Below are 12,653 nucleotides of genomic sequence, written 5' to 3' on the forward strand. Positions count from 1 at the left end.
TTTGGAATCTGCCGCCGCCGCCGTCGAGACGAATCACGGCATGCGGCCAGGGCGATCGCATATGGCGATAATCGCCCTCTCCCGCCTCTCGCACAAACTTCGTTTGTGCCGACGGCGTCAGGCGGATCAAGGATCCGCTGAGAGCCCGGGGAGAGGGAGCCATATGCGATAGCCGTGGGGCATGGGCTTGGGCGGGCGCTCAGTTGATCGCCGGCGCCGGCACGTCGAGCAGGAAGTCGCCGCCCTCGTCATAGCCGGCGGCCTTGATCACGCCATATTGCGGGGTTTGCGGCGCCTCGGCCGTCACGTCGTCGCGGACCTGTCCATAGAGGGAGAAGCCGTTGCTGTCCCGGGGCAGCATGCTCACCCGCTTGACCAGCGCCGAGGCGAAGGGGGAGTTCACGTCGCCGTCGGCCACCGGCTCGTCGCCGCCCGACGAGAGTGCCATCACGGACCGCCGCTGCCGGATATCCTCCTGGCTGCCCAGCCGGCCGGCGTCGATCTTCTGCTCCTTGGTGAAGGCGCCCGAGTAGCAACTGTCGGACACCACCATCACATGCTTGGCCGGCATGCGGCTGAGGAAGCGGCCGAGGTCGTTGTTCGACACCCAGTTGCGGGCGCTGGTCGTTTCCGCATCGGCCGGCAGCCAGTAGCCGGTGCCGGTCTCCGCCAGCTCATAGCCGTGGCCGGCATAATAGACCATCACCTGGTCCTGCTCCTTCACTTCGCGGCCGAGCCGGCGCAGCGCGTCGCCGATCTCCGCCTTGGTCGGATTGCGCAGCACGCGGGTCTCGTACCCCAGGCGTTGCGCCAGCGCCTGCCCCACCGCGCGGGTGTCGGCGTCCGGCGTCGCGAGCGCCGGGATGGCGCTGTCGCGGTAGCTGTCCACCGCGATCATCAGCGCGATCTTGCGCGGCTTGGCGGGTGCCGACGGCTCGGCGGCGGCGTCGGGATCGACCTTGATGAGCTTCTCGGTGGTCTTGCCCTCCTCGTCGGTCAGGGTCAGCCTGGCCTCGGTCGCTCCGGGCTCGACCGGAATGCTGGTGCGGAACTGCCCCTGGTCGTCGATGAAGACCCAACGCCCGTTCACCCGCGCTTCCGCGAGGTTGGAGCTGTCGGCGACGATGCCGCGCAGCGTCATGGTGCCGCCGCGGGTGCGCGCGCCTTGTGCCTGGCGCAGGCTGGGCACCGACGGCATGGCCCCCGGCCGGCCGAACATGTCCGCCGCCGCCGGGTCGGCGACGAGCTGGCGGATCGCCGGCGCCAGGGTGCGGGTCCGGACCTCGCGCTCCACCCGCTGGACCATGGCGAGATAGGTGCGCGCGACCGATGGCGGCAGCGTCGCCTGGACCACCGTGGCGCGCACCTCGGCATAGCCGCCGGGCTGGCCGGCAGCGGTGTTCTGCAGGATGCCGCCGACGCGGGCCGCGACCGGATCGCTGCTGGAGGTCAACCCGGCGATCAGCGTCGGGACCGGAACGCCAACCAGCACGGCGCGCTGTTCGGCCAGCGACAGGCCACCGGTCGCCAGCGCCGTCACCGCCTGCGCCATGCCGCCGTTGCCGGCGGCTTGGATCAGCGAGCCGGCGGCGGCCTGCACCTGGGGCGAGGCGAGGAGCTGCGGTCCCGGCTGCCACAGGGTGGCGCCCGTGGCATGGGCTTCGGCCGCCGCGCCGCTGTAGCTGACAGAACGGCCGGACGGCAGCGCCACCGTCACCGGTCCCGGAGATGGTGGTCCCGGAGATGGCGGCGGAGATGGCGGCGGCGAGGGCGGCGCCCCGGGTGGCCTGCGGTCGCCCTGTTCCAACCCGGCCAGGAAGGCGGAAGCCGATCGCCCATCGCCTGCCGTGCCGTCGACCGGCCTAGCCGGCCTGGCCGGCCCGCTCGCCGAATCCACCCCCATACCCGGCACGGATGCGGCGGGACCAGCGGCCGTGACCTGCGCCACCGTCTGCAGGGCCGCCTGGACGGTCCGGTTGTCGGCGATGCCGGTGACCGGACTGCCGGTACCGGTCTGCGACGGGCTTGAAGGCACCGTCGTGCCCGTGCCGCCCGTGCCGCCGGTGTCGCCGACGACCGGCGGAGGCGGGGGCGGCGGTGGAGATGGTGGCACGGGAGGAGACGGCGGTGCCGGCGGCGGGGTGGGAGGAGACGGTGGCGGTGGCGGCGAAACGGGAGGTGACACCGGTGGCGACACCGGCGTGGTGATGACCGGCGGCGTTACCGGCGGGGATGGCTGCGGCGCTGGAGGTGGCGGCGGGGCGCTGGCGACGGTCACGGTGCCGACCCGGCGCGTGCCGACGGCATTCGGGCCGGTGCCGGCCTCGCCCCGCAGGATCACCGGGCCGGCACTGGCATCGAACGTGATCGCGCCATCGGCGTCGAGGCCGATGCCGGCGACCTCTTTGGCACTGGTCGAATGCCCCGCCCTGCCGAAGAGGGAGATCCCGCCGACTCCCCTGAACGAGGCGCTGCCGAGGATGTGGAGACCCCAGGCTTCGTCGGCATCGGCGCTGCCGGCATCGCCCTCGATCCTGATGGCGTCGGCAGCGCCGGAGCGCGCCACGATGGACGGCGCACCCGCCCCCGTCGCCTCGATCAGGACGCCCGCGGTGACGCCGGCCCGGGCAACCGACCTGCCGCGGATCGCCACCCGGCCGTCCCCGGCATCGATGCCGGTGAGGCCGCTGAGCGAAACCCCGTATGCCTGCCCGCCATACAGGGTCCGCGCCGCCATCCGGGCGCCGAACCCTCCATGCTCTTCATACTCCACCCCTTCGCCGGTGATGGCGATGGCGCCGCCTCCCGAAGACAGGCCGCTGTCCTCCAGGGTCACGCCGGCCGTCAGGATGTCGCCGCCCTTGGCCGGCATGGCCAGCGGATCGGTCCCGCCACCCAGCGTGATGGCCCCGCCGCCGGTTTCGATCCCGCTCCCGGCCATCAGGATGGCGCCGCCCTTCTCCCCGCCGTTGCTGTTGCTGTTGAGCAGGACGGACGCGCCGGTCGTGGTCACTTGGCTGGCCTGAAGCTCGATGTCCTCCCTGGCCCGGAGCGTCACCGCCCCGGCGGCGGCGATGGCCGCATCGCTGATCGACAGGCTGCGCCTCGCGTCGATGGCAAGGCCGCCGGTGCCGGCGCCCAGGTCCGTGGACGAGACGACGATGTCGGATTCGTCGTTCGCCTGTCCGGCCAGCCGGATCGAGGCGGTGCCGCGGCCGGTGATCGCCGAACGGATGAACACGTCGTCGAGGAACATGCCGTCGACCCGGATCGCCTCCCCGCCGCCGAAGCTGCCGAAGCCGAAGCCGCGTCCGGCGCCGGTGAGCGTCACCGCGCCGTCGGTGGAGTCGATCGTCGATCCCTCCACCACGATGCCGCCGGCGGCACCGACCTCCCTGGGGTTGCCGCCCCGCCCGCTCAGCGTGATCGGTCCACCGGTTGTCTTCAGCGTGCTGTGGGTCAGGACGATGCCGTGATTGCCGTCGCCGAAGTTCTCGCCGCCCTTGCCGTTGATGGTGATGGCGCCGGCCCCGCTGTCGAGGGTTGCATGCCTGATCTCCACGCCGGCCCTGTCCGCCTGGACGGCGGCGCCGTCATAGCTGCCGACCGCCGCCATCGTCTCGGGCGCGCTGCCGCCGCCGACGATGATCCGGCCGCCGTTGGTGTCGATCTCGGTCTTGCGGCCGGGCGAGCCGGTGATCCGCACGAACCCGTCGACGATGAAGTCCGGGTTGATGGGGGCAGCCGCCGCATCCAGCGTCAGGTCGAGCGCACCCGCGGTCGAGATGATGCTGTTGTTGACATAGATGCTGTGGTCGGCCGTCAGCGTCAGTGACGCCCCGCCACCGGCCGTCTTGTGGATGGCCTCGCTGACGATGATGTCGCCGCTGCCCTCGTCGGCCGAGACGGTCTGGATGGTGACGTTGGTCCCGAGGTTCAGCGCCGACTCGATCGTCGCCGGGGCGATGAAGGTGGGCGACGGGGGGGAGGGACCGGACTCTCCGCCGCCGGGATCCTCTTCTCCGGGACCCGTGCCGATGATGACCTCGGACGGGTCGAGCAGCCAGGACCCCGCCTTCCCCGCCGGGGCGCCGGCATCGACCCTTCCCCGCACCTGCAGCGACAGCTTGCCCGAGGTTTCGACGAAGCCGCCGTCTCCTCCCGCCGTGGCCCCGCGGGCCGAGATGGTGCCGTCGAAGCGCGTCCGCTCGTCCGCCCACACCACCACCTTGCCGCCCTTGCCGCTGCCGGTGGCGTCGGCCTTGATGGCGGCACCGTCGGCCACCACCGTCACCGCCGAGGGCGGCACCGGCTTGCGGGCCGGGCGGATGCCGTAGCCCGCCAGCGCCGCCGCCGCCGCCCTGCCCCCCTGCACGTCGCCGCCGACCAGCACCTCGCCGCCCCCGGCCATCCCCGAGGCGTTGATCCTGGCGGTGGCGGCCAGCGCCGTGCGGGCGCCGGACACGGTCACCGATCCGCCGGTCTGTCCCGGCCCGCTCCCGGCGGCATCGAGCGTGCCGGAGACCTCCACCTCGCCGCCGTCGCCCAGCAGCACGATGTCGCCGCCCTGCTGTTCGACACGTCGGGCCTGGACGGTGCCGGACATGTTGACGACACGGTCGACGAGGCCCTTGGCCGCCGCCGCCGTCACCTGCACCCGGCCGCCGTCGGCGAAGATCCTGCCCTTGTTCTCGACCAGCGCCTTGACGCGCTTGCCGTCGGCCCCGACCGGTGTCGCGTCGGTCTTGGCGTCGACGGCGAGATTGATCTTCTGGTCGCCGAACAGGTCGACGACGAAACGCCGCCCGGAGGCGAGCGACACCTCGCCCAGGCGGGCGGTGATGGTGCCGCGGTTGGACACGCCGGGGGCCACCAGCGCCGCCAGCCCGGCCTGCGCGACGGTGATGGCACCTTCGTTCTCCACCGTGGCGGTGGCACCCGCCTTCCCTTCGAAGCGGTAGCGGCCGGCCATGAAGTCGTCGTTGCGGATGTCGTGCGTGGTGGCGATCAGCCCGCCGACGTCGACCCGTGCGTTCGGGCCGAACAGGATGCCGTTCGGGTTGACCAGCCACACCTGGCCGTTGGCGGTCAGCCGTCCCAGGATGGCCGAGGGATCGGGGCCGACGACGCGGTTGAGGGTGACGGCACCGGCATCCGGCTGCCGGAAGTCGGTGTGCTCGCCCTCGCCGATGCCGAAGCTCCGCCAGTCGATCACCGCCTTCGACGTCGTCTGGATGATGTCGAGCCTGCCGGGCGCCCCCGGCCGGATGGTGGCGCTGCCCTCGGTGACCGATCCGCCCGCCGGGTTGGCCAGGGCCGGAGCGGAAGGGCCGGCGACGAGGATGAACAGTCCGGCGGCTCCGGCCAGTGCCGTGCTGCGACGCAACCCGATCCGGTGCCGCGCCGCCGACCGGTCCGGCGGCAGCCTGCAAGGTTCACCCGACTTCCCCATTCCCCCACCGACCTCTGCGAACGTCCCCGGCGCTGTGCGGCATCGCCCATCGGCAATGCCCATGCATACTAAACATTCTAGCGGCCAGCCTTCCGGCCGCAAATCCGAAAGTGGTGTCGGCCTGTTTCGGTTTGGTCATGGTGCTGAAACGCGGGCGGCGGACGCCGGAAGCGTTACCGGTAACGCCTGGGCGGGATTTGCGTTACCGGTAACGCTTCTTCCGGTACAGAAATTCGTGTATTTCCATCGTTCAGGTGCCGCCTTTGCCCTTTCGAGCGGCCCGCCGATCCGCTAATAAGGGGGCGTTACGCGATGCAGGGGGAACAGATGGCCGATCCGACCGCCGTCGCCACCAGGAAATCCAAAGCCAAGCCTTCTGGTAAACCAGCCGGTGCCGGCTCCGGCCAGAAGGCCGGCGCGCCGGTAAAGGAAGTGCTGCGCAAGCCGGCCCGCTGGGTCGTCTACAGCGCGCCGAAGGGCGGCACCGGCAAGACCACGAGCTGCAAGAACACGGCGGTCGCCGCGGCCAAGGACGGCATGCGCGTCGCCACCCTCGACTTCGATCCGCAGCGCACGCTCGGCCAGTGGCACGAGCTGCGCCGGCCGCACGACGTCGCCAACATCGATCATTACGAGGGGACGCTGGAGGCCATCGACGAGGCGCTGGCCCAGATCGATCCCGACCGTTACGACGTCGTCTTCATCGACACGCCCCCGTCGGTCGAGCTCTACCCGGAGGCCACGAAGATCCTTCTGCGCCGCGCCGATCTGGTGCTGGTGCCGACCGGCGTCGGCCGCTTCGACAAGATGAGCGTCATCCCCTGGATGGAGTTCCTGCGCGACTACGGCCGCCCGGCGGCCTTCCTGCTCAACCGAGTCAAGCGGCGCTCGGTCAGCCTGCGCGAGGCGAAGCTGGAGCTGGGGCGGGTCGGCCGCCTTGTCCCGCACGAGGTTCCCGACATCGAGGACATGCACCGGGTCGACGACATCGGCTGCTCGATCGTCGATGTCGGGTCGGTGAACGGCGCCGACGAATGCCTCGGTGCCTGGTACTTCATCCGGCACGAGCTGGGGATCTGAGCATGGTCAACGTCAAGTCCTTCATGAAGAAGGCCGCCGAGCAGGGCAAGGCCGCGCCGGCCGCCCCCCGCGGCCCGGCGGCCTCCCCCGCCTCGGCCATGGTGGCACCCTCCAAGGCCGACCGCCGGGCGTCGGACATCAGCGATGCCATCGTGCCCTGCCACACCAGGCAGGAGTTCGCCCAGGAGATCCGCTACCACTGGAACCGGAGCCGCAAGGAATTCCTGTCGATCGGCCGCTACCTGAACCGGGCGAAGGAAATCCTGCCGCATGGCGACTTCGAATCGATGATCCAGAGCGACATGCCCTTCTCCGTCGAGACCGCCTTCCGATTCCGCGCGGTGGCCGAGGCGGTCGACACCGGCCGGCTGTCGCTGGAGGTGCTGCCGGGGGCGGAGAGCGTCGCCTACCAGATCGTGACCATGTCGCCGGAAGAGCTGGAGCGCGCGAAGGCCGAGGGACTCATCCGGCCCGACGTGACGCGCCGCCAGTTGATCGAGTTCAAGCGCTCGCTGCGTCCGCCGAAGGACGTCACGCCGAACGACCGCCGCCGCCAGCTTCTGGACGAATATGCCAGGCTGGCGTCGCGGATCGCCGCCATCCGCGAGGAACTGCGGCGTGACCACGGCCTCGATCCGGAGCGTGCAGGCGGGCAGGGCGGCATCACCATCGACGTCGAGGCGGAGGACATCCCCGCCGGGACGGACGGTGACGCCCTGGCGGGCCGGTAACGCTAAGCAGATTTTCCGAACTCCGCCCACACATGGGTGGGCTCGGAAAACCTGCAAAACCATGGAGTCCACAGGTTTCTTCAGGCCGGGCCTGCGGCCCGATCTGGAGAAACCTGCTTGGTCAGTGGCCGTGCGACAGGTGGGAGCCCGGAACGATCCCGCTGTTGTTGCGCGGTGGCGGGGCGCCGCTGCCGATCAGGTCGGTCAGGGCGTTGAAGTCGCGCCGCAGGTTGGCGAAGAAGTCGAAGTCACCGTTGCCGCCGCCAGCGCGCGCCGCCGAACTGCGGGTGACATGGGATTCGCTGCGGCTGGAGGCGCGAAGGTGGCGTGCCGGCGGGCGTGGCTTGCGGGCAGGGGTCGCAGCCGGGCCGGGCAGGGCGGCCGGTGCGGCGAGGGCGGCGGTTTCCGGCGAGGCGGCAAACGCGTCGGCACACAGGCCGCGGTCGGTCGCCCTCTCCAACCGTTCGGGTGCCAGCAGCCAGCAATCCACCGCGCCCGGCTGCGGCGCTGTCTGTGATGGCGGCGCTGGCAAGGCGGCGGTCGCGGTGGCCGGTGTGGTGGCAGGCGCCGTGACAGGCGCCGTGACAGGCGCCGTCGTGGGGGCGGAAGACGCCGCGGCCGGCGGCGTGTCGGGCGCCGAGGGGAGGGGCTCCGCCGTGGCCGGGCGGCTGAGGGCAAGGCAGAGGATCGCCGCTGCCGCCGTCATCGTTGCGATCGACGCGGCAGCCCTGCCTCCGGTCCCTGCCACCCCGATCCGTAATCCGATCCGGCCGTTCCCCGGCATCGCCCATCCCTATCGTTGCCGTCCTGAAACACGTTCAACAGATAAACGCTCCAGGCGGCGGCTTCGTCCACGCGAATTGGGGAAAGCCGGCCTTAAGGTGCGGTACCCCGTCGGGATGGGAAAGCGGTTGCCACCGCCATGGAGCGGGACCGGCCGCGGCGATCTGCCTATGCCGACACGAACGACATCCGTGCGAGCGGCGGGGGAGGGCGATGATATCGCCTGGCCGATGCCCCTGCGCGCAGGCTCGCGGCCTTGCCAGACGGGCGGCTTGATGGGACAGTTCGGCACCCCGGTTTGACCACACCACGAGCGGACGGCGACAGCCGGAGGATATGGCGGACTTCAACTGGAACGACCTGCGCTTCTTCCTGGCCGTGGCCCGCGCCGGCACCCTGACCACCGCCGCGCAGCGGCTGCGCGCCGACCACAGCACGGTCAGCCGCCGCATCACCGCGCTGGAGGACGCGCTGCGCGTCACCCTGTTCGAGCGCCGCCCGAGCGGCTTCACCCTGACCGCCCAGGGCGAGCGGCTGAAGCAGACGGCCGAGGTGATGGAGAGTGCCGCCTTCCTGGCCCAGGGCATGGTGGCCGACGGTGACCTGTCCTTGGCCGGCGCCGTGCGGATCGGCGCGCCGGACGGGTTCGGAAGCTGCTTCCTGGCGCCGCGCATCGGCACGCTGTGCGAGCGCCATCCGGAACTGGAGGTGCAGCTCGTCGCCATGCCGCGCGTCTTCAGCCTGTCCAAGCGCGAGGCCGACATCGCCATCAGCCTGTCCTGCCCGCAGGAAGGACGGCTCTATGCCCGCAAGCTGACCGACTACCGGCTGGGGCTTTACGCCGCCGCGGCCTACCTGGAGGGCCACCCGCCGATCCGCTCGCGAGCCGACCTCGGCGGCCATTCCTTCATCGGCTACATCGACGACCTGATCTTCGCCCCCGAACTCGACTATGTCGAAACCATCGGCGAGGCGGCGCCGCGCATCAAGAGCAGCAGCCTGGTCGCGCAGCTCAAGGCGACGCTGGCCGGGGCCGGCCTGTGCATGCTGCCGGCCTTCATCGCCGCCGGGGAACCCGACCTCGTCCCGGTGCTGGCGCACGAGGTCGCGATCACCCGGTCCTTCTGGCTGATCGTGCACGAGGATCTGCGGCCGCTGGCCCGCATCTCGATGACCGCCGACTTCATCGCCGAGGCGGTGCGGCGGGAGCAGTCGCTGTTCCTGCCCCCACCGCCGGTTCCCTCGGCCTGAGCCACGGCCCCGGCGCTCCCGCCGAGGCCGTGCAGTTCATCAGCCGGCCGCTCGGGCCGCAGGCCGCACGGCGTCGGCAAGGATACCGGTGGCCATCATCTCGCGCGCCTGCGGCAAGAGCTTGCAACAGAGCCGCACGCCCGGTTCGCAAGCGTTCCTCCCCGAACAGGGTTGCTACACCACGCTCGGGGGCACGGCGACGATGGAGCGCATCACTTGGGCGCTTCGATGTGGATGGTGGGATCGAAGCGGTAGCGCATCATGCTGGTGGAGATCAGGCGACCGGTTTCCAAGGCAGTCTGGCCGGCGACCGGCAGGCGCGACACCGGATCGAAATAGGCGGTGATCTGCGTCTTGTAGCTTTGCGTGTTCTGGACAAAGCGGAAGGTGAGGTAGGTCTTGTCGTCAAAGGATTGCAGCCCAAGACATTCGAAATCCGAGGCGTTGTCCGCATAGAAGAAGCCGCTTTCGGTCAGCCTGGCGCGCGATGCGGCAACGTCGGCGGCTGCCATCGGTACCCATTGGCCCTTGTCGTCGATCCATCCCGCCTCGCCGACAATGACGAAATCCGGCTGGGTGAGAAGATTGACTCCGGTCATCCGCACCGACCCGTGGCTGTCGAACTGCGTGACCACGCGGGATTTCCGCACGCGATCGGCCTTGCGGTCTTCAATGACGACGTCACCCGTTATTTCGTAGGCGCCAGCCCGGGTTTGCGCGGCATTCAGGTCTTCGAACTCCTCCTGGCATCCGGCACTGGCCGGTGACGTCGACAGCCCGATCATGCATAAGTTCAGGCCGACGGCCAGGACGGTTCCGATAACGGGTGTGGGAATTTGCATCAGGTCCTCGCAGGGATTGGTGAGTTGCACTGGTCGGGTTCTTGGTCGGCAGACGGTAAGACGCCGGGGATACAGGGCATCAGTGCCCGGACAGGATCGGCAGGATGGATGCTGCCAGCAGCACCGCCATGCCGATGTTGAACCTCCGCCGTTTGCGCGGATTCGTCAGAAAGCGGCGCAACGAGGTTCCTGCCGCTGCCCAGACGGCGACGCAGGGACCGTTGACGAGGGCAAACAACACCGTCAGGACGCCTATGTTGACTGCGTAGTCGGCCTGCGGTGCATAGGTGGCGACGGCGCCGATCGCCATGATCCAGGCTTTCGGATTCACCCATTGGAACGCGGCCGCCTGCATGACGCTGAGCGGCCGGGTGGTGCCGGCGGTGCCGTCGTCCGGTGCGCCCGTCCCGGCAATCCTCCACGCCAGATACAGAAGGTAGGCGGCCCCCAGAAAGCGCAGGATGCTGTGAAGCACCGGAACGATCTGGAACACCGCACCCAAGCCGAGGCCCACCGCCAGCACCATCAGGGTGAAGCCGAGGGTGATGCCCAGGATGTGCGGCAGGCTCGGCCGGAAGCCGAAGTTGACGCCGGAGGCCAGCAGCATGGTGTTGTTCGGGCCCGGTGTGATCGAGGTCACGAACGCGTAGCCTATGAAGGTGATGAGCAGGTCGGCCGTCATTGCGCCATCTCCACCCCATCCTCGTCCAAGGCGATCTCGACCCCTTCCCGATGCAGCTCCGCCATGACGGCTGACGGGCTCAGCACAGCCTCGCCCAGGTGGGGACCGGGCGACACGCCGCCAGCCAGCAGATTTTCGATCTGCAACAGGGCGCCCAGCGCGGTGAGGTGGGTTTGTCCGGCTGGATCTTTGACCAATGCCCGGCGGATCACACGCTTGCCGCTTGGATTCAGGCCGGCAATCGAGAGGCTCAGGCGGTGGGCGTCACCACCGCCGGGATTGTAAAGAACACTGCGGCGCCAACTGTCGAAACGGGGGCGCGCCATCGCCGCCCACAAACCGCTGCGGACCAGGCCATGCAACATGGCTGTTGCCGGACGGCTGTCGAAGCCGATGCGGGTGTCGACACGCCCGGCCCTGAGCAGAGACGGCAGCGACGCCTGGTCGGGCGTATCGATGCGGTAGACGCGGTGCCAGCCTGCGTCGCCGAAACTCACCAGCTTGCCGTCCGAAAAGGGCCGGCGGCGATGCCACTTGCCCCATTCATGCGTCCAGAAGGGCATTTCCAGGCGGTCGATATAGGCGGTGGAGTCGGGACCGGCTCGATCGGCCATGGCATAAAGGATGTTGAGTTCGACGCTCTCGACGGCGCGCAGAGGCGCTGCGGCCCAGCGCGCGATCAGCGCCGCCACCGACGCCATCCAGGAGGAGGCGAACACCATCGGGGTGGGGGGCCGTTCCCGGCCGGCGACCGCCACCAGCGTCTGTTTCAGCCGCTCGGTCCAGCGCGTGATGTCGAGATAGGCATATCCACCCCGCCACGCAGCCTCCAACAACTGGTCGTGGCTGTCATTGGTGAGACCGACAACCAGGCTGTGCGCCGGCATCGCCGGCAGCGACGGCTCATCGGCATCGAACGCGACCGCACTGGCCCCAAGCGGCATGGCGACTGCGCGAGCAGCCTCCAGCCGCCGCCCACCGATGACGATGTCGAGCTGTGGATTGCGCCGGCGCAGCAACTCGGCAACCTGCTGGCCGACGACGCCGCTGCCGCCGGCAAGGAATACGATGCGAGGGTGGGTCACGGACCACCTTTCATTTATTGGTCACGCGACCAACTAACATATCTTGGTCGCTTGAACAAGATGCTGCGCCGGCTTTAGGATGGCTGCCGAGAAAGGAGTCCCATGGCGACCAAACACGAGATCAGGCAAGCGCGGGTCCAAGCCATTCTTGAAGCCGGCGAGCAGGTCCTCCTGCACAAAGGGATGGCGGGTTTCGGCCTGCGGCCGGTGGCCGCGGCGGCGGGCCTTGGGCTGAGCCATGTGCAGTATTATTTCCGCACGCCCAGCGACCTCCTGCAGGCGCTGGTGGAGCATTACCTGACGGGCTGGGATGAGCGATTGTCCCAGTGCAGCGACGATCTGGACATGGTGGTGGATGCGATCGTCGCCGGCATCACCGACACCCCGTCCTGCAGCCTGATCGCGGAATTGTGGGCGGTGGCAGGCCGGGATCGGGTGGCCAACGCGGCACTGGGCACCTTCTATGACGGGTATGTCGCGCGCTTGGCCGTGGTGATGGGGAAAGCCGACCCGCGCCTGTCCCCATCACAAGCCCACACCCGCGCCCGCTTGGTCACGGCCATGCTGGAGGGCTTGTGGGTGTTGGGGCGCAGCGGCGGCGCCTCGGCCCTGCCGTCCCGGGATCACATCCTCCTGGCCGTACACGCGGTTGCGGCGGCTCCGATCGGGTGAGGCCGGCGCAAGGCAGCCGCTGAGCCGGAGCGCGCAGCACCGCTCCATCGCAAGAACGGCCTTGACCGGTTGTGC

At 69.7% G+C, this 12,653-nt stretch carries 9 protein-coding genes; 4 read left to right on the forward strand and 5 right to left on the reverse strand.

From position 1 onward, the window contains the following. Nucleotides 1–199 precede the first annotated feature (199 nt). Complete coding sequence (locus J2850_RS24255; RefSeq protein WP_246513493.1) at nt 200–5,386, reverse strand: two-partner secretion domain-containing protein; 5,187 nt, start codon at nt 5,384–5,386, stop codon at nt 200–202. Nucleotides 5,387–5,779: 393 nt separating this feature from the next. Here J2850_RS24255 and J2850_RS24260 point away from each other — a divergent pair, with 393 nt between their 5' ends. Both J2850_RS24260 and J2850_RS24265 read left to right on the forward strand, forming a co-directional pair. Then, complete coding sequence (locus tag J2850_RS24260; RefSeq protein WP_246513495.1) at nt 5,780–6,532, forward strand: ParA family protein; 753 nt, start codon at nt 5,780–5,782, stop codon at nt 6,530–6,532. 2 nt (nt 6,533–6,534) lie between these two features. Then, on the forward strand, nt 6,535–7,263 hold the full coding sequence (locus J2850_RS24265; protein ID WP_246513497.1) for a DUF3102 domain-containing protein: 729 nt from the start codon (nt 6,535–6,537) through the stop codon (nt 7,261–7,263). A 121-nt stretch (nt 7,264–7,384) separates the two neighbouring features. On the opposite strand, the gene J2850_RS24270 is transcribed toward J2850_RS24265, so the two are convergent. Further along, the gene (locus J2850_RS24270; RefSeq protein WP_209987615.1) at nt 7,385–7,753 is read right to left on the reverse strand and encodes a hypothetical protein; all 369 of its coding nucleotides are present in this window, start codon (nt 7,751–7,753) and stop codon (nt 7,385–7,387) included. Nucleotides 7,754–8,382: 629 nt separating this feature from the next. On the opposite strand from J2850_RS24270, the gene J2850_RS24275 reads away from it, so the two are divergent. Beyond that, on the forward strand, nt 8,383–9,297 hold the full coding sequence (locus tag J2850_RS24275) for a LysR family transcriptional regulator (protein WP_209987617.1): 915 nt from the start codon (nt 8,383–8,385) through the stop codon (nt 9,295–9,297). Between the two features lie 212 nt (nt 9,298–9,509). Here J2850_RS24275 and J2850_RS24280 read toward each other — a convergent pair whose 3' ends face one another. From J2850_RS24280 to J2850_RS24290, 3 genes are read right to left on the reverse strand one after another with little or no spacing between them, the layout of a single operon-like run. Then, nucleotides 9,510–10,169, reverse strand: a complete 660-nt coding sequence (locus tag J2850_RS24280; RefSeq protein WP_209987620.1) for a hypothetical protein — start codon at nt 10,167–10,169, stop codon at nt 9,510–9,512. Nucleotides 10,170–10,218: 49 nt separating this feature from the next. Then, complete coding sequence (locus J2850_RS24285) at nt 10,219–10,821, reverse strand: LysE family translocator (protein WP_209987623.1); 603 nt, start codon at nt 10,819–10,821, stop codon at nt 10,219–10,221. Further along, a complete protein-coding gene (locus J2850_RS24290; protein WP_209987625.1) occupies nt 10,818–11,906 on the reverse strand; it encodes a saccharopine dehydrogenase NADP-binding domain-containing protein in 1,089 nt (362 codons plus the stop codon). The genes J2850_RS24285 and J2850_RS24290 overlap by 4 nt, the downstream gene beginning before the upstream one ends. A gap of 102 nt (nt 11,907–12,008) precedes the next feature. Between J2850_RS24290 and J2850_RS24295 the strand changes: the two genes are divergently transcribed. Further along, complete coding sequence (locus J2850_RS24295; RefSeq protein WP_209987628.1) at nt 12,009–12,578, forward strand: TetR/AcrR family transcriptional regulator; 570 nt, start codon at nt 12,009–12,011, stop codon at nt 12,576–12,578. Nucleotides 12,579–12,653: the final 75 nt, after the last annotated feature.

The sequence above is a fragment of the Azospirillum picis genome (assembly GCF_017876115.1).
GTDB classification, from domain to species: Bacteria; Pseudomonadota; Alphaproteobacteria; order Azospirillales; family Azospirillaceae; genus Azospirillum; species Azospirillum picis.